This window comes from Massilia sp. 01N410, assembly GCF_056399665.1.
Genome location: NZ_JBFTRV010000012.1, coordinates 151,593 through 169,036 on the forward strand (window position 1 = coordinate 151,593; position 17,444 = coordinate 169,036).

At 65.4% G+C, this 17,444-nt stretch carries 15 protein-coding genes and 1 riboswitch; of the genes, 11 read left to right on the forward strand and 4 right to left on the reverse strand.

The annotated features are described in order from the left end of the window. Nucleotides 1–11: 11 nt before the first annotated feature. Nucleotides 12–875, reverse strand: a complete 864-nt coding sequence (locus AC1DOP_RS17210; RefSeq protein ID WP_442124470.1) for an LpxL/LpxP family acyltransferase — start codon at nucleotides 873–875, stop codon at nucleotides 12–14. Then, nucleotides 872–1,723, reverse strand: coding sequence for a lysophospholipid acyltransferase family protein (locus AC1DOP_RS17215; RefSeq protein ID WP_477252405.1), 852 nt, complete (start codon nucleotides 1,721–1,723; stop codon nucleotides 872–874). Before AC1DOP_RS17215 ends, AC1DOP_RS17210 begins: the two co-directional genes overlap by 4 nt. A gap of 182 nt (nucleotides 1,724–1,905) precedes the next feature. On the opposite strand from AC1DOP_RS17215, the gene metK reads away from it, so the two are divergent. From metK to metF, 4 genes are all read left to right on the forward strand, one after another. Then, nucleotides 1,906–3,075, forward strand: a complete 1,170-nt coding sequence (gene metK / locus AC1DOP_RS17220; RefSeq protein ID WP_442124472.1) for a methionine adenosyltransferase — start codon at nucleotides 1,906–1,908, stop codon at nucleotides 3,073–3,075. Between the two features lie 127 nt (nucleotides 3,076–3,202). Then, nucleotides 3,203–3,274: riboswitch (S-adenosyl-L-homocysteine riboswitch) on the forward strand. A 28-nt stretch (nucleotides 3,275–3,302) separates the two neighbouring features. After that, the gene (ahcY, locus tag AC1DOP_RS17225) at nucleotides 3,303–4,718 is read left to right on the forward strand and encodes an adenosylhomocysteinase (protein WP_442124473.1); all 1,416 of its coding nucleotides are present in this window, start codon (nucleotides 3,303–3,305) and stop codon (nucleotides 4,716–4,718) included. 87 nt (nucleotides 4,719–4,805) lie between these two features. After that, a complete protein-coding gene (locus AC1DOP_RS17230; protein ID WP_442124502.1) occupies nucleotides 4,806–5,159 on the forward strand; it encodes a phage holin family protein in 354 nt (117 codons plus the stop codon). Then, nucleotides 5,146–5,991 (forward strand): methylenetetrahydrofolate reductase [NAD(P)H], encoded by an 846-nt coding sequence (gene metF / locus AC1DOP_RS17235; protein WP_442124474.1) that lies wholly within the window; start codon nucleotides 5,146–5,148, stop codon nucleotides 5,989–5,991. The genes AC1DOP_RS17230 and metF overlap by 14 nt, the downstream gene beginning before the upstream one ends. Before the next feature lie 51 nt (nucleotides 5,992–6,042). Here the strand turns inward: metF and AC1DOP_RS17240 are convergent, their stop codons facing one another. Continuing rightward, nucleotides 6,043–6,606 (reverse strand): 5-formyltetrahydrofolate cyclo-ligase, encoded by a 564-nt coding sequence (locus AC1DOP_RS17240; protein ID WP_442124475.1) that lies wholly within the window; start codon nucleotides 6,604–6,606, stop codon nucleotides 6,043–6,045. 93 nt (nucleotides 6,607–6,699) lie between these two features. Here AC1DOP_RS17240 and AC1DOP_RS17245 point away from each other — a divergent pair, with 93 nt between their 5' ends. The 5 genes from AC1DOP_RS17245 (at nucleotide 6,700) to AC1DOP_RS17265 (ending at nucleotide 12,325) form a co-directional block, all read left to right on the forward strand. After that, nucleotides 6,700–8,727 carry a lytic transglycosylase domain-containing protein gene (locus AC1DOP_RS17245; protein WP_477252409.1) on the forward strand — a complete coding sequence of 676 codons (2,028 nt, stop codon included), beginning with the start codon at nucleotides 6,700–6,702 and terminating at the stop codon, nucleotides 8,725–8,727. A gap of 23 nt (nucleotides 8,728–8,750) precedes the next feature. After that, nucleotides 8,751–9,740, forward strand: coding sequence for a complex I NDUFA9 subunit family protein (locus AC1DOP_RS17250; protein ID WP_442124477.1), 990 nt, complete (start codon nucleotides 8,751–8,753; stop codon nucleotides 9,738–9,740). Nucleotides 9,741–9,749: 9 nt separating this feature from the next. Then, entirely contained in the window at nucleotides 9,750–10,466 is a 717-nt protein-coding gene (locus tag AC1DOP_RS17255; protein WP_477252411.1) for a glutathione S-transferase family protein, read from the forward strand. 14 nt (nucleotides 10,467–10,480) lie between these two features. Further along, on the forward strand, nucleotides 10,481–11,569 hold the full coding sequence (locus AC1DOP_RS17260) for a tRNA nucleotidyltransferase/poly(A) polymerase-related protein (RefSeq protein ID WP_442124503.1): 1,089 nt from the start codon (nucleotides 10,481–10,483) through the stop codon (nucleotides 11,567–11,569). Nucleotides 11,570–11,662: 93 nt separating this feature from the next. Beyond that, nucleotides 11,663–12,325 carry a GNAT family N-acetyltransferase gene (locus AC1DOP_RS17265; RefSeq protein ID WP_442124479.1) on the forward strand — a complete coding sequence of 221 codons (663 nt, stop codon included), beginning with the start codon at nucleotides 11,663–11,665 and terminating at the stop codon, nucleotides 12,323–12,325. 5 nt (nucleotides 12,326–12,330) lie between these two features. Here the strand turns inward: AC1DOP_RS17265 and AC1DOP_RS17270 are convergent, their stop codons facing one another. Beyond that, nucleotides 12,331–12,831: an Lrp/AsnC family transcriptional regulator gene (locus AC1DOP_RS17270; protein ID WP_442124480.1), complete on the reverse strand. Its 501-nt coding sequence runs from the start codon at nucleotides 12,829–12,831 to the stop codon at nucleotides 12,331–12,333. Between the two features lie 165 nt (nucleotides 12,832–12,996). Here AC1DOP_RS17270 and AC1DOP_RS17275 point away from each other — a divergent pair, with 165 nt between their 5' ends. Then, nucleotides 12,997–16,560, forward strand: a complete 3,564-nt coding sequence (locus tag AC1DOP_RS17275; protein WP_442124481.1) for an indolepyruvate ferredoxin oxidoreductase family protein — start codon at nucleotides 12,997–12,999, stop codon at nucleotides 16,558–16,560. A 61-nt stretch (nucleotides 16,561–16,621) separates the two neighbouring features. After that, nucleotides 16,622–17,431: a questin oxidase family protein gene (locus AC1DOP_RS17280; RefSeq protein ID WP_477252414.1), complete on the forward strand. Its 810-nt coding sequence runs from the start codon at nucleotides 16,622–16,624 to the stop codon at nucleotides 17,429–17,431. The last annotated feature ends 13 nt before the right edge of the window (nucleotides 17,432–17,444 follow it).

Sequence of the window (17,444 nt, forward strand, 5' to 3'; positions counted from 1 at the left end):
ATGGTTCCTGTTTATTCGTAGAGCGACGGCTCGCCGTTCGGCCGGGTCTTGAAGCGTTTATGGGTCCAGAAATACTCGGCCGGGCTTTCGCGCACCCGTTCCTCGATGAATTCGTTCATGCGGCGGGTGGCGTCGATCATGTCCTCGCCCGGGTAGTTTTCCCAGGACGGATAGAAGACGACACGATAGCCCTTGTAGTCGGGCAGGAAGGTGGCGATCACCGGGATCACTTTCGCTTTGGTGGCCGCCGCCAGCCGCGGCAGGGCGGTGAGCGTTGCCGCCGGGATGCCGAAGAAGGGCACGAAGGTGGCATCCTTTTCGCCGAAATCCATGTCCGGCAGCATGAAATAGGGCAGGCCGTCGCGCAGCGCGCGCAGGATCGGTTTGATGCCCTCCTCGCGGGTGAACAGGCGCACCGGGCCGAAGCGCTCGCGGCCGTAGCGCAGCAGGCGGTCGAAGGCCTCGTTCTTCTGCGGCGAATAGATCGTCGACACCGGGATCACGCGCGCCGCGACGCCGGCCACGTCGAGGCAGACGAAGTGCGGGCACAGCAGGATGGTCGGACCGCTTTCCATTTCGGCCTGGGGCACCGACGGCTCGATGTGGATCAGGCGGCGCAGGCGCGGGATCGGCGCCCACCAGAGCAGCGAGCGCTCCAGGATGCTGCGCGAATAGCCCTGGAAGTGGCGCCTGGCGATGGCGATCCGTTCCGCTTCGCTCAGTTCGGGCATGCACAGGCGCAGATTGGTCAGGGCGATCTTGCGGCGTTTCGGGATCGCGTAGTACATCAGCCAGCCGACGGCGTTGCCGATGCGGCCCAGGATCGGCAGCGGCAGGAAATGCAGCAGCCACAGAAAAGCAATCAGGACCCTCATGCGACCGCCTCGGCTTCCGGGGCCGCCACGCCCTGGGGACGCTTGTAGCGGTTATAACTCCAGAAATACTGGGACGGGCAATGCGCGATCAGCGCTTCCATCGCGCGGTTGATGCTGGCGGCCTGCTCGGTCGCGGTGCCGGACAGCTCGCCCTCGAAGGGCACGAAGCGGATCACGTAGCCGCGTCCGCCCGGCAGGCGCTCGGCATAGGTCAGCAGGATGTCGGCCTTGCCCAACTGGGCCAGCTTGGCCGGCAGCGTCATGGTGTAGGCCGGACGGCCGAAGAAGGGCGCCCACACGCCTTCGCCTTCCTGCGGCACCTGGTCCGGCAGCACGCCGACCGGCTGGCCGCCGCGCAGCGCCTTGACCAGCATGCGCACGCCCGACAGGTTGGCCGGGGCCAGGTGCATGTTCTGGCGCGCGCGCGCGCCTTCGACCAGGGGTTTCAGCGCGCTCTTGCGCGGCGGGCGATACATGACCGTCAACTCCTGGCGCAGCGACACTTGCTGGGCGGTCAGCTCGAAACAGCCGAGGTGTGGCGTCAGGAACACAATCCCGCGCCCGGAGTCGAGCTGGCGCTGGACCAGTTCCCAGTTCTCCATCGTGACGTGGCGGGTGACGCGCTCCTGTTGCGCGCACCACACAAATGGCAGCTCGACGATGGCTTTGCCGGACTCGGCGATGGCGCTGCGCAGATGGGCGCCATAGCCGGCCAGCTCGAGATTGCTGCGCAAACGCCGCCGGTAAGAGGGAGAAATGAGGTAAACGAGCCAGCCGAGCGCCGCGCCCAGCGCGTGCAGCACGGGGAGGGGAAACACGGACAGGAAGCGGAACAGGAAAACGAGCATTTATTGATTCAGGGTAGAGGTGATGCGGCTTGCTTCACCAAAATTTTTTAAGGAGCGTAAAATACCACTTTGAGCAGGATCCGCGGAGTTAATGACAACTTGCGAAGCGGAATATAAATATCGCTAAAGCGTCGCAGGGCCTTGGTACTGCGGCATTTATCTCAACAGTATCAGGAGCCTCAATGTCTTCCAACGACTACCTCTTCACTTCCGAGTCCGTCTCGGAAGGCCATCCGGACAAAGTTGCCGACCAGATTTCCGACGCCATCCTCGACGCCATCCTCGAGCAGGATCCGCGCGCACGCGTGGCCGCCGAAACCCTGTGCAACACGGGCCTGGTGGTGCTGGCAGGAGAGATCACGACGCACGCAAACGTCGATTATATTCAAGTTGCGCGCAACACCATCAAGCGCATCGGTTACGACAACACCGATTTCGGCATCGACTACAAGGGCTGCGCCGTGCTGGTCGCCTATGACAAGCAGTCGCCGGACATCGCCCAGGGCGTCGACGAAGGCGCCGGTATCGACCTCGACCAGGGCGCCGGCGACCAGGGCCTGATGTTCGGCTACGCCTGCGACGAAACCCCGGAACTGATGCCGGCCGCGATCTATTACGCACACCGCCTGGTCGAGCGCCAGTCGCAGCTGCGCAAGGACGGCCGCCTGCCGTGGCTGCGTCCGGACGCCAAGTCCCAGGTCACGCTGCGCTACGTGAACGGCCGTCCGGTCGCGGTCAACACCGTGGTGCTGTCGACCCAGCACGCGCCGGAAATCAGCCACAGCCAGATCGAAGAAGCCGTGATCGAAGAGATCATCAAGCCGGTGCTGCCGAAAGAATGGCTGCAGGACACCCGCTACCTGGTCAACCCGACCGGCCGCTTCGTCATCGGCGGCCCGCAGGGCGACTGCGGCCTGACCGGCCGCAAGATCATCGTCGACACCTACGGCGGCGCAGCCCCGCACGGCGGCGGCGCCTTCTCCGGCAAGGACCCGTCCAAGGTCGACCGCTCGGCCGCCTACGCCGCCCGCTACGTGGCCAAGAACGTGGTCGCCGCCGGCCTGGCGCGCCAGTGCCAGGTGCAGGTCAGCTACGCGATCGGCGTGGCCAAGCCGATCAACATCACCGTCTACACCGAAGGCACCGGCGTGATCTCCGACGAGAAGATCGCCGAACTGGTGATGGAACACTTCGACCTGCGCCCGAAAGGCATCGTGCAGATGCTGGACCTGCTGCGCCCGATCTACCAGAAATCGGCCGCCTACGGCCACTTCGGCCGCGAAGAGCCGGAGTTCACCTGGGAGCGCACCGACAAGGCGGCGGCACTGCGTGCTGCGGCTGGTTTGGCCTGACAGCGTAGCAAAAACAGCTTGGCGGGAATGACGGCTCAGCCAACGTCATTCCCGACCTGGCCGGCCGCCATGGCGGGAATCCAGGTTCTTCAGCACACCAGCGACATCCGCCCGTGCTAAACTAAGCAATTCCGAGGAGCGTTGCGACGAAAGTTTCGACTTTCGCCAGGCTCGGATATCAACACCGCGCTCACGTTACTTTTTTCTTAACTTGAAAGGAGGGCGTGATGAGCGCCGTACTCAAAGACACTTCCCAGGATTACCTCGTTGCCGACATCGGTCTTGCCTCGTGGGGCGAGAAGGAAATCCGCATTGCCGAAACCGAAATGCCGGGCCTGATGGCCATTCGCGAGGAATACGCCGCCAGCCAGCCGCTGAAGGGCGCGCGCATCGCCGGTTCGCTGCACATGACCATCCAGACCGCCGTGCTGATCCGCACGCTGGAAGCCCTCGGCGCGCAAGTGCGCTGGGCCTCGTGCAATATCTACTCGACCCAGGACCACGCCGCCGCCGCCATCGCTTCGGTCGGCACCCCGGTGTTCGCGATCAAGGGCGAAACCCTGGACGAGTACTGGGAATACACCCACCGCATCTTCGAATGGCCGGGCGACAACCACGCCAACATGATCCTGGACGACGGCGGCGACGCCACCCTGCTGCTGCATCTGGGCGTGCGCGCGGAGAAGGACGTCTCGGTGCTGGACAAGCCGGGTTCGGAAGAAGAGATCTGCCTGTTCAACGCGATCAAGGGCCGTCTGGCCGTCGATCCGCAGTGGTACTCGAAGCGCCTGCCGGAAATCAAGGGCGTGACCGAAGAAACCACCACCGGCGTGCACCGCCTGTACCAGATGCACCAGGAAGGCAAGCTGGCCTTCCCGGCAATCAACGTCAACGACTCCGTCACCAAGTCGAAGTTCGACAACCTGTACGGCTGCCGCGAATCGCTGGTGGACGGCATCAAGCGCGCGACCGACGTCATGATCGCCGGCAAGATCGCCGTGATCGCCGGCTACGGCGACGTGGGTAAAGGTTCGGCCCAGGCCATGCGCGCGCTGTCGGCCCAGGTCTGGGTCACCGAGATCGACCCGATCTGCGCCCTGCAGGCCGCGATGGAAGGCTACCGCGTCGTGACCATGGACTACGCCGCCGAACACGGCGACATCTTCGTCACCTGCACCGGCAACTACCACGTCATCACCGAGCAGCACATGCTCAAGATGAAGGACCAGGCGATCGTCTGCAACATCGGCCACTTCGACAACGAAATCGAAGTCGCCGCACTGAAGAAATATCAGTGGGAGAACATCAAACCGCAGGTCGATCATATTATTTTCCCGGACGGCAAGCGTATCATCCTGCTGGCCGAAGGCCGCCTGGTGAATCTGGGCTGCGGCACCGGTCACCCGTCCTATGTGATGAGCTCGTCGTTCGCGAACCAGACCATCGCCCAGATCGAGCTGTTCGCCAACACCGACAAGTACCCGGTCGGCGTGTACACGCTGCCGAAGCACCTGGACGAGAAGGTCGCGCGCCTGCAGCTCAAGAAGCTGAACGCCCAGCTGACCACGCTGACAGAGGAGCAGGCTGCGTACATTTCAGTGTCCAAGGAAGGTCCGTACAAGCCCGACCATTACCGTTATTAATTAATAACTGGTAATCTCTTCGGTGACATGGCGCCGCCCAAAGCGGGTGGCGCCCCGGATTCCTACGCCTTCACGAAAGACACCGACATGCGCCTGCTCCTGACCTGGTTGATCAACGCCGCAGCCCTGATGGCGCTGCCTTACCTGATGCATTCCGTGACCGTCACCAACATCGGCACCGCCCTCGTGGCCGCGCTGATCCTCGGCCTGGTCAACACCATCATCCGTCCCGTGCTGGTCGTCCTGACCCTGCCGGTGACCCTGGTGTCGCTCGGACTGTTCATCCTGGTGATCAACGCGCTGCTGTTCTGGCTGGTGGCGCATCTGGTCGACGGCTTCCATGTCGCCGGATTCTGGTCGGCCTTCCTGGCGGCCATCCTGTACAGCGTGATTTCGTGGGCGCTTTCTACCTTACTCCTGAATAAAGATGGAAACCCCTAATATCAGCATCGAGTTTTTCCCGCCCAAGACTCCCGAGGGCGCGGAAAAACTGCGCGCGGCGCGCCAGAAGCTGGCGGCGCTGCAGCCGAAATACTTTTCGGTGACCTTCGGCGCCGGCGGCAGCACCCAGCAGGGCACGCTCGACACCGTGCTCGAGATCCAGTCCGAAGGCCACGCCGCGGCGCCCCACCTGTCCTGTGTCGGCGGCACCCGCGAATCGATCCGCACCATCCTGCGCGAGTTCCAGTCGCACGGCATCCGCCGCCTGGTCGCCCTGCGCGGCGACTTGCCGAGCGGTTATGGCGGCGCCGGCGAGCTGCGCTATGCCAGCGACCTGGTCGAGTTCATCCGTGCCGAGACCGGCGACTGGTTCCACATCGAAGTCGCCGCCTATCCGGAGATGCATCCGCAGGCGCGCTCGCCGCAGGACGACCTGCAAGCCTTCGCCCGCAAGGTGCAGGCCGGCGCCAATGCGGCCATCACCCAGTACTTCTACAACGCCGACGCCTATTTCCAGTTCGTCGACAACGCGCAGAAGATGGGCCTGGACATCCCGGTCGTGGCCGGCATCATGCCGATCACCAACTTTACCCAGCTGATGCGTTTCTCGGATATGTGCGGCGCCGAGATCCCGCGCTGGATCCGCCTGAAGCTGGCCAGCTTCGGCGACGACAGCGCCTCGATCAAGGCCTTCGGCCTGGACGTGGTCAGCCAGCTGTGCGAACGCCTGCTGGCGGGCGGCGCGCCCGGCCTGCACTTCTACAGCATGAACCAGGCGGTGGCCACCACCGCCATCTGGCAGCGCCTGCAGGGAACGCAGACGGCGGCCTGATCCTTGCCGCCGATCGCATGCCCGCGCGCCGCAAGGCCGCGGGCATTTTCTTTAGGTCACCTTGCTGATCTCGGTGACGATCACGTCCAGCGGCACGTCGTGCGGCGCATGGCCGAACTGCGCTTCCTGGTTGCTGTAGGCAATGCCCAAGGTGCGCGGGCGCGGCGGCAATTCCAGGGTGCGGTCGTAGTAGCCGCCGCCATAGCCCAGCCGGTAAGCGTCGGCATTGAAGCCCAGGCAGGGAATCAAGAGGGCAGGGGGACGCTCGATAAAGCGCAGCTGGGCCGGCACCGCGACGCCCATCTCGTCCGCGATCATCGGCTCGCCCGGCGTCCACTCCGTGAACGTGAGGGGGGCGTTGCGTTCCATCACCACGGGCAGGGCCAGGCGCACGCCGGCCAGCGCCAGCTCCGCATAGGCGGCGCGCAGGTCGGGCTCGCCGGCCAGCGGCCAATACACCCCGAGGGTATCGATCTGGCGCAGGCGCCACCAGGCAATCACCTGGGCGCCGATGTGTGCGTCCCATTGGACCTTGATTGCCGGGTCGAGCGCCCCACGTGCAGTCTTGAGCGCCTTGCGCAGCGCCGCCTTTGCCGCCTGGCTGTCGCCCGCCACGCTTGAGGCGTCATCTGGCAAGCTCGAGAGGGGGCGTGTTATTCTTGATTCGCCGGTCATGAGTTAAATGAAGCGTACATTAAGGTTGGTTTGATGTTTCTTTTGAAATTGTTAGCCGGCGCAAGTGTTGCCGCCACGACCCTGCTGTCGTTCGCGACGGCGTCCGCCCAAACGGCTCCGCCGCCTGCCGCCGCACCTGCTGCATCCGCCTCACCCGCGATCGCTCCCGTGGCCGCGCTGCCGCAGGCTGCGACCGACGCCGCCCGCGAGCAGGATGCCATTTTCCTGCAATTGCGCGAGGCCGCGCGCCAGAACGATGCGGGCAAGGCCGCCGAGCTGGCGGCGCGCCTGCCCAACTACGCAATTCCCTCGTATGTCGACTATTATCGGCTCAAACCGCGTCTGAAGGACGCATCGAACGAGGAAGTCCTGGATTTCCTGAAGCATTACGAGGGCAGCGCCATTGCCGACCGCCTGCGCAACGACTGGCTGCTGGAACTCGGCCGCAAGCGCGACTGGGTCAATTTCGACCGCGAACTGCCGCTGTTCGTGAAGAACGACGACTACCAGGTCAAGTGCTATGCGCTGCTGTCGCGCGCCGTGAAAGGCCAGAACGTGGCCGGCGAGGCGCGCGCCCTGCTCGACAATCCGCCGCTGTACGGCGAAGCCTGCGCCGCCCTGGTCGCCCAGCTGGCGCAGTCCGGCCAGTTCACGCAGGCGGACCTGCTGGCCCAGCTGCGCCTGGCCGGCGAGATGCACGCCACCGGCCCCTCGCGCCGCACCGCGCTGCTGCTGGGCGCCTCCGACACCCGTGCCGCCCAGGCAGTCGACGTGCCGGCACTGGCGATGGCGCGCGGCATCGGCAGAAGCCGCGCCGATCACGAAATCTACCTGGTCGCGGTCGGCCGCATGGCGCGCACCAGCCTCAAGCTGGCCACGGTCGCCCTGAACAAGAACGCGTCCAAATTGTCCGCCGAGGAAAAGGCGATCGGCTGGTCGAACATCGCCCTGGCCGCTTCGCTGGTGCTGGCGCCGGAAGCCTACGATTACTGGCAGCGCGCCGCCGGCGCGCCCCTGTCGGAGTTCCAGGCCGAGTGGAAGACCCGGATCGCGCTGCGCCGCGGCGACTGGAAGATTGTGAAGGCGACCATCGACGCCATGCCGGCCGAGCAGCGCGCCGAGCCGGCCTGGGTCTACTGGCGCGGCCGCGCCGACCTGGCCCAGGGCCGCAAGGAGGATGCGCAGGCGCTGTTCCGCCGCATCGCCGACCAGAACAGTTTTTATGGGCAACTCGCGCTCGAGGAAATCGGCCAGCAGATCACGATCCCGCCCAGCGCAGTGGGACCAATCGCGCCCACCGCGGCCGAGCTGGCGCAGATGGCCGCCAATCCCGGCTTCAGGCGCGCCCTGAAATTCTTCGGCATGCGCCTGCGCTTCGAAGGCACGCGCGAGTGGAACTGGGCGCTGCGCGACTTTTCCGACCGCCAGCTGCTGGTCGCGGCAGAGTACGCGCGCCAGAACGAGATCCTGGACCGCATGGTGAACACCTCGGAGCGCACCCGCACCGAGTTCGACTATACCCAGCGCTTCCCGGCCCCGCACGACGACATCCTGCAACCCACCGCGCAGGGGTTGGGCCTGGACCAGGCCTGGGTCTACGGCCTGATCCGCCAGGAATCGCGCTTCATCTCCGATGCCCAGTCCGGCGTCGGCGCCTCCGGCCTGATGCAGGTGATGCCCTCGACCGGCAAGTGGGTGGCCGAGAAGATCGGCATGACCGATTACGGCCATGGCATGCTGAGCGATATCCGCACCAATATCCTGCTCGGCACCAATTACCTGAACATGGTGCTGAACCATGCGGAAGGCTCGCAGGTACTGGCCACCGCGTCGTACAACGCCGGCCCCGGCCGCACCCGCGCCTGGCGCGGCCTGCTGAACGCGCCGATGGAAGGGGCGGTGTTCGTCGAAACCATTCCTTTCGAGGAAACGCGCAACTACGTGCGCAACGTGATGTCGAACGCAACGAACTACGCCGCACTGTTCGAGAAACGTCCACAGTCGCTCAAGGCCCGCCTGGGGACGATCATGCCGCGTGGTGGTAGCATGGGCTTGCCATGATCGGCCTGCCTTAGGAGATTGCCATGCGCGATCTGTCGGTAGTGTTGTTCGGAGGAACAGGATTCATCGGCAGCCATCTCGCAGCGCGGCTGGCCGAGCACGACATGACCATCGTGGTGCCGACCCGCCACGAAGCGCATGCCATGCACCTGATGCCGCTGCCGGGCGTCGACATCGTCCAGGCGGATATTCACGACGATGCCGTCCTGCGGCGCCTGGTAACGGGCCGCGATGCCGTCATCAATCTGGTCGGCATCCTGCATTCGCGCCAGGGCATGCCCTACGGGCCGCAGTTCCGCCACGTCCACGTCGAGCTGCCGCGCCGCATCGCCAGTGCCTGCGCCGCCGCGGGCGTGCCGCGCCTGCTGCACATGAGCGCGCTGGGCGCGGCCCGCGACGGCCCCTCGATGTACCAGCGTTCGAAGGCCGACGGCGAACTGGCGGCCGCCAGCGAAGCGGGCGTGGCGGCGACCATCTTCCGTCCCTCGGTGGTGTTCGGCCCGGGCGACAATTTCATGAACATGTTCGCGCGTCTGCAGCGCCACCTGCCGGTGGTGCCGCTGGCCTGTGCCGATGCGCGCTTCCAGCCGGTGTACGTCGGCGACGTCGCCGAAGCCTATGTGCGCGCCCTGTTCGACGACGCCACCCGCAGGCAGACCTGCGAGCTGGGCGGTCCCGGCATCTATACCCTGGCCGAGCTGGTCAGGCTGGCCGGGCACTGGTCCGGCCATCCGCGCCCGGTGCTCAGGCTGCCCGACGCCCTGGCGCGGCTGCAGGCCGGCTTCTTCGAGCTCCTGCCCGGCACGCCGCTGATCACCCGCGACAACCTGGATTCCATGAAAGTCGATAATGTTGTCAATCCGTCCCATCAGGTCTTGACAGCGGAGGCGCTCGGAATCAAGCTCACGGCGCTCGAGTCCGTCGCGCCGTCCTACCTGGCGCCCACCGGACAACTCGACGAGCTGCGCTCCCGGGCGCGACATGCTCACACGGAACACCCCCATCCGAAATAGAAAGAGACCATGCAGACCATCGAACTCGATCCCACGCTTTCTCAGACCCTCGACCAGGCGCGCCAGGCCGGCCTGACCCTCGTCATCGGCAACAAGAACTATTCGTCGTGGTCGATGCGCCCCTGGGTGGCGGCGGTCGCGGCCGGGATCCCGTTCACCGAAGTCCGCGTGCTGCTCGACCAGCCGGACACCGCCGCCAACATCGCGCGCTTTTCGCACGCCGGCCGCGTTCCCGTGCTGCTGGCCGGCGAGATGACGATCTGGGACAGCCTCGCCATCTGCGAATACCTGGCCGAGCAGTTCCCCGATAAGCACCTGTGGCCGCAGGACGTGGCGGCGCGCGCGATGGCGCGTTCGGTGGCCGCCGAGATGCATTCGGGCTTTGCCGACCTGCGCACCTCGATGTCGATGAGCATCAAGGCGCGCCTGCCGGGCCGCGGCCGCACGCCGGGCACCCAGGCCGACATCGGCCGCATCTGCGAGATCTGGGAAGAGTGCCTGGCGCGCTTCGGCCACCACCGCTTCCTGTTCGGCGATTTCTCCATCGCCGACGCCTTCTACGCGCCGGTGGTGATGCGCTTCAAGACCTACGGCGTGGCGCTGGCGCCTGCCCTGCAGGCCTATTGCGACCGCATGCTGGCCCATCCGGCGGTGGCGCGCTGGGTCGAGGAAGCGATGGCGGAAACGGAAATCGCCACCGTCCACGAAGACGAGCTGCCGGAGTGACTGGCTTGACGACGATGCAGGCCTATGTCGTCGGCGGCGCGGTGCGCGATGAACTGCTGGGGCTGCCGGTGCAGGACCACGACTGGGTCGTGGTCGGCGCCACGCCCGAGCAGATGGTGGCGCAAGGCTTCCGTCCGGTCGGCAAGGATTTCCCCGTCTTCCTGCACCCCGACACCCACGAGGAATACGCGCTGGCCCGCACCGAGCGCAAGACGGCGCCCGGTTACCACGGCTTCGTCTTCCACACCTCGCCCGACGTCAGGCTGGAAGACGACCTGATCCGGCGCGACCTGACCATCAACGCGATGGCGCGCGCCGCCGACGGCAGCATCGTCGACCCCTATGGCGGCCGCCAGGACCTGGAAAACCGCATCTTCCGCCACGTGTCGGAGGCCTTCGCCGAAGACCCGGTGCGGATCCTGAGACTGGCCCGCTTTGCCGCGCGCTTCCCGGCATTCCGCGTGGCCGAGGCCACCAATGCGCTGATGCGCAGGATGGTCGAGGAAGGCGAGGTCGATGCCCTGGTGCCGGAACGTGTGTGGCAGGAACTCTCGCGCGGGTTGATGGAGCAGAAGCCCTCGCGCATGTTCGCCGTGCTGGGCGACTGCGGCGCTTTGTCCCGCATCCTGCCGGAGCTCGATGCCGATACGCCGCTGATGCAGGCCATCGACCACGCCGCCGGACGCGGACTCGAGCTGCCGGTGCGTTTTGCCGTCCTGATGCACGGCCTCGGCAAGGAGATTCCCGACATTTGCAAGCGCCTGCGCGTGCCCGTCGACTGCCGCGACCTGGCCGTCATGACGGCGCGCGAGCGGGACATCATTGGCCGCGCACCGTCCCTGGACCCGGAAGCCGTCGTCAGCCTGTTCGAACGCAGCGACGGCTTCCGCAAGCCGGAGCGCTTTGCCCAGATGCTGCTGGCCGCCGAATGCGCGGCGCCCGGCCATGAGACGCACGCACCGCGCCTGCTGAAGGCCCTGGAGGCGGCGCGCGGGGTGAACGCCGGGGAGATTGCCGGGCGCTGCGCGGAGAACAAGGCGGGGATTCCGGCGGCTGTGCACGCGGCGCGGGTAGGGGCGGTGCAGGCGGCACTGGACGATTAGCCCCGTCGCCGCACGTTACAAATCCTCCGCAGCAGTCTACTCAGCCAATCCGTTACAATGACGATTGGTGCAGTGCACAAAAACGAATAAACGATGCAGGATAACCCCCTACGCCGCTGGCTCAGCAACCTGACCGGCAAACACGGCCGCCAGCCGGTACTGGTCAAGGCCTTGAGCAAGCGCGACCATCGTCGCGTGCTGCGGCATTTCCTCGCCCTCGACAGCAACGACCGCCTGCTGCGCTTCGGCAGCATGCTGCGGGACGAGCAGGTCATTGCCTACGTCAACAAGATCGATTTCTCGAAAGACATCGTGTTCGGCGTGGTCAACCGCATGTTCCAGCTGGCCGGCGTCGGCCACCTGGCCTTCATCTCGCGCGAGGCGCATCCGGACAGCATCAATTACACCGACAAGGAAAAAGTGGCCGAGTTCGGGGTCTCGGTGGCGGCATCGGCGCGCGGGCAGGGCGTCGGCACGCGCCTGTTCGAGCGCGCCGCCATGCATTGCCGTAATTCGGACGTCGACACCCTGTACATGCAGTGCCTGTCCTCGAACCGTACCATGATGCACATCGCCAAGAAGGCCGGCATGGAAATCAAGCGGGAATATGGCGAGGCGGACGCCCACCTGCACCTGCCGCCGCCCAGCCCCTCGAGCGTGCTGGCCGAGGCGCTGGAAGAGCAGGTGGCGAAGATCGACTATGCGGTCAAGCGGAATACACGCGCCGCCTTGAAGTGGCTGTCGCCTAAAAAATAGGCGCTCTAAACGATGGGCAGCGCCGTCGTTTCCTTGATCTTCTGCAGCGCAAAGCTGGACTTCACGTCCAGCACCGCCGGGTGGCGCAGCAGCGTTGCCATCATGAAGCGCGAGAAATGCTCCATGTCTTCCACGTGGACGCGCAGCAGGAAATCCATCTCTCCCGTCATCGCATAGCAATCCACCACTTCCGGCCAGGTCGATACGGCCTGGGCGAATTCGAAGCGCGGCGAGGTCGCCGGCACGCGTGCGTTCGGCGCGCCCTCGGCATGCTTTTCCAGGCGCACGTTCACATAGGCCAGCAGGCCCAGGCCCAGCTTGTCGGCATCGAGCAGGGCCACGTACTGTCGGATCACCCCGGCCTCCTCGAGCCGCTTGATGCGGCGCAGGCAAGGCGATGGCGACAGGTTCACGCGCTCGGCCACGTCCTGGTTCGACAGGCGGCCATCGGCTTGCAGAATGGCAAGAATCTTCCGATCGGTTTTATCCAGCTCGATCTTTGACATGAATTTCCCTTGGTCTTCGGATGTTCCGCAATTTTATTGCGCAAATCACTCGGCGGGGGGAATTGATTGAAATTTTATGGCGAGCGCTCAGGCCTATACTCGCAGACAGACCGAAGTGGCCAGCGTGAACCGGCCGCGCGCATAAAAGATTACAACGGAGACACAATGAACGCACCCCTGGACCGCTCCCAGCTGGAGCCGGCGCAGCCGTCGCCTGCCCACGAGATCACGCTGGACGACAAATGGACGCTCGAACGCGGCCGCGCCTTCATGACCGGCACCCAGGCACTGATCCGCCTGCCGATGCTGCAGCACGAGCGCGACCTCAAAGACGGCCTGAACACTGCCGGCTACATCACCGGCTACCGCGGCTCGCCCGTCACCGCGGTCGACCAGACCGCCATGAAGGCGAAGAAGCACCTGCAAGCGCATAACGTTCACTTCCACCCGGGCATGAACGAAGACCTGGCGGCGACCGCCGTCTGGGGCACCCAGCAGACCAATCTGTTTGAAAACGCCAAGTACGACGGCGTGTTCGCCATGTGGTACGGCAAGGGCCCGGGCGTGGACCGCTGCGGCGACGTCTTCAAGCACGGCAACAACGCCGGCTCCGCCAGGCATGGTGGCGTGCTGGTGCTGGCCGGCGACGACCACGCGGCCAAATCCTCCTCGACCGCCCACCAGTCCGACCACATCCTGCACCACGTCGGCATGCCGGTGCTGTTCCCCTCGTCCGTCCAGGAATACATCGACTACGGCCTGCATGCCTGGGCGATGAGCCGCTACAGCGGCCTGTGGGTATCGATGAAGTGCGTGACCGACATCATCGAATCCGGCGCCGTGGTCGACCTCGATCCGGACCGCGTGCAGCCCGTGATCCCGAGCGATTTCGAGATGCCGCCAGGCGGCCTGAACATCCGCTGGCCGGACGCCGTGCTGGACCAGGAAGTGCGGATGAACAATTACAAGTGGTACGCGGCGCTGGCCTATGCGCGTGCCAACAAGCTGAACCAGATCGTCTGGGACAGCCCGAAGCCGAAGATCGGCATCATCACCGCCGGCAAGAGCTACCTGGATACCCGCCAGGCCCTGGCCGACCTCGGCATCGACGAGCAGGCGGCGGCCGACATCGGCCTGCGCGTCTATAAAGTCGGTATGACCTGGCCGCTGGATTCCGTCGGCGTGCACGAGTTCGCGCAAGGCCTGGACGAGATCATCGTGGTCGAAGAAAAGCGCCAGGTGCTGGAGTACGCGCTGAAGGAAGAGCTGTACAACCTGCCGGACGGCGAGCGTCCGCGCGTGGTCGGCAAGTTCGACGACAGCGGCGAATGGGATATCAAGAACCGCTCCGGCCAGGGCGACTGGCTGCTGCCGGGCACCTACGAGCTGAACCCGGCCCAGATCGCGCGCGCCATCGCTTCGCGCATTGGCCACTACTGCGCCGGCCATCCAGTGGCCGAGCGCGTCGCCCAGCGCATCGCCTACCTGGAAGCCAAGGAAGCCGTGCTGAAGGCGATTCCGGTGAAGGCCAATCCGGAAACCGACCGCATTCCCTTCTTCTGCTCGGGCTGCCCGCACAACAGCTCGACCAAGGTGCCGGAAGGTTCGCGCGCCCTGGCCGGCATCGGCTGCCACTACATGGTCTTGTGGATGGACCGCGAGACCTCGACCTTCACGCAGATGGGCGCGGAAGGCACGACCTGGATCGGCCAGGCCCCGTTCACGGATGAAAAGCACGTGTTCGCCAACCTGGGCGATGGCACCTATTTCCACTCGGGCGTGCTGGCGATCCGCGCCTCGGTCGCGGCCAAGGTCAACATCACCTACAAGATCCTCTATAACGACGCGGTCGCGATGACCGGCGGCCAGACCCACGACGGTCCGCTGGATCCGGCCAAGATCAGCCGCCAGCTGGCCGCCGAAGGCGTCAATCCCATCATCGTCGTCACCGACGAGCCGGAAAAATACCCGGCGGATTACCCCTGGGCCGAAGGCGTCACCGTGCGTCACCGCGCGGAGCTGATGGACGTGCAGCGCGAACTGCGCGAGATGAGCGGCGTGAGCGCGATGATCTACGACCAGACCTGCGCCTCCGAAAAACGCCGGCGTCGCAAGAAGGGCGAATTCCCCGACCCGGCCAAGCGCGCCGTGATCAACGAAGCCGTCTGCGAAGGCTGCGGCGACTGCTCGAAGCAGTCGAACTGCCTGTCGGTCGAGCCGCTGGAAACGGAACTGGGCCGCAAGCGTCAGATCAACCAGTCCTCGTGCAACAAGGATTTTTCTTGCGTCACCGGTTTCTGCCCGAGCTTTGTCACCGTCGAAGGTGGCGGTCTGAAGAAACCGAAGAAGGCCTCGTCCGCCGAGGCGACGCCGCCGGCATTGCCCGCGCCGCGCATCCCGGCGACATTGGCCCCCTTCGGTATCCTGGTGACCGGCATCGGCGGCACCGGCGTGGTGACGGTTGGCCAGATCCTGGCTGTCGCCGCCCACGTCGAGGGCAAGGGTGCGCTGGTGCTGGACATGAGCGGCCTGGCCCAGAAGGGTGGTCCGGTGATGTCGCACGTGCGCCTGGCCGATAAGCAGTCCGACCTGCACTCGACCCGCGTCGGCACCGGCAGCGCGGACCTGGTGATCGGCTGCGACCAGATCGTCACCGCCAGCCGCGACGCCCTGTCGCGCATGGGAGAAGGCCGCACCCGCGCCTTCGTCAACAACAGCGGCGCCACCACCGCGGCCTTCATCAAGAACCCGGACTGGCAGTTCCCGGCCGAAGGCTCGAAAGGCGCCATCGTCCAGGCTTGCGGCAAGGACAACGTCGATTTCGTCGACGCCGGCCAGATCGCCACCGCGCTGATGGGCGATGCCATCGCCACCAATATGTTCATGCTCGGCTATGCCTTCCAGAAGGGCCAGGTGCCGCTGCAGGAAGCCTCGATCATGAAGGCGATCGAACTGAACGGCGTGTCGATCCCGTTCAACAAGGCCGCCTTCAACTGGGGCCGTACCGCCGCCCACGACCTGGCCTCCGTCACCAGGCTGACGACCCCGGCCAAGGTGATCGAGTTCAAGCGCAGCCAGTCGCTCGAGGACATCGTCAAGCGCCGCGTCGAACTCTTGAGCGCCTACCAGAACGCTTCGTATGCCGCTCAGTACAAGGCCTTCGTGGACCAGGTCCTTGCCGCCGAAGCGAAGATTGGCAAAGGCACCCGCCTGAGCGAAGCCGTGGCGCGCTACCTGCACAAGCTGATGGCTTACAAGGACGAGTACGAAGTCGCGCGCCTGTACACCGACCCGGCCTTCATGCAGAAGATCGGCGCCATGTTCGAAGGCGACGTGAAACTGAAGTTCCACCTGGCGCCGCCGCTGCTGGCGAAGAAGGACAAGCAGGGCCATCTGATGAAGCAGGAATTCGGTCCGTGGATGATGAAGGCGTTCGGCGTGCTGGCGAAATTGAAAGGCCTGCGCGGCACCGCCTTCGACGTGTTCGGTTACACCGAGGAGCGCAAGATGGAGCGCGCCCTCATCCAGGAATACCGCCGCACCGTCGAGGCCCTGCTGCCGAAGCTGACTGCCGAGAACCTGGCCCAGGCCGTGGCGATCGCCAGCATCCCGGAAGACATCCGCGGCTTCGGCCATGTGAAGGAGCGGAACCTGGCTGCGGCCAAGCGCAAGGAGGCTGAGCTGTTGGCGGGATTTCATGCGGGTGATGCGGTCAAGCGCGTCGCTTGATTAGCCAGGCCGTCGTCCCCGCACTCACTACCGTCGTTCCCGCGCAGGCGGAATAGCGCCAGTGGCGCTATTCCGCCGCAGCGAACTCGATCCCCACGACTACCTGGGCAGCAGCGGCGACTATCCGCGCTTCGTGAGTTTCTTCCAGGACCGCATCCGCGAGGCGGGTGTCGACGCCGTGCTGCACGACTGGGTGCCGACCCTGATTCCGGGCCTGGCGGCGTCCGCCTTCCACGCCATGATCCGCCTGGCCTATGCCATCGAGGGCGGGCTCGAGGACGAGATCGCGCTGGCGCTGGCTTACTGGGCCAGCGAATACGTCACCCTGCCGCTGTCGCTGGAGCCGGCCGAGGGCGGGCTCGAACAGATCGCCGACAGGCTGCGCCTGAAACTGGACCAGCACGTGTTCAAGCCGGGCATCATCATCGACAGGATGCTCGAGATCGCCTGGGACCCGGCGCTGGCGGGGGCGGTGGTGCAGCCGCTCGCTGCGCCCACCCTGCGCGAAGTGGCGGGCTTCGCCCTGCGGGCCTATGTGCAGCGCGAAGATTTCACCTTGCTGCACATCGTCACCGGCTGCCACGCCTTCCGCATCGTGCAGCGCTATGCCAACGACAAGGCGCTGGCCCTGCGCTACCTGTGGCAGGCGGCGCTGGCGGCCTGGCTCACGGTCGTGGTCGCTCCGGCAAGCCGGCGGGCATCCGGCGACAGCTGGCCCGAGATCGGCGAGCAGGCGATCGCGGAGCGGGCGCTGCTGTCCAGCGACGACCACGTCATCAAGCTCTGCTATTCCGCGCTGTGCGAATACCGGGAATACGGCGATCTCGCCTATCTCCGTGCGGCCGCCCGCAAGCTGGCGCTGGACAGTTAGATCGCAGCGAATG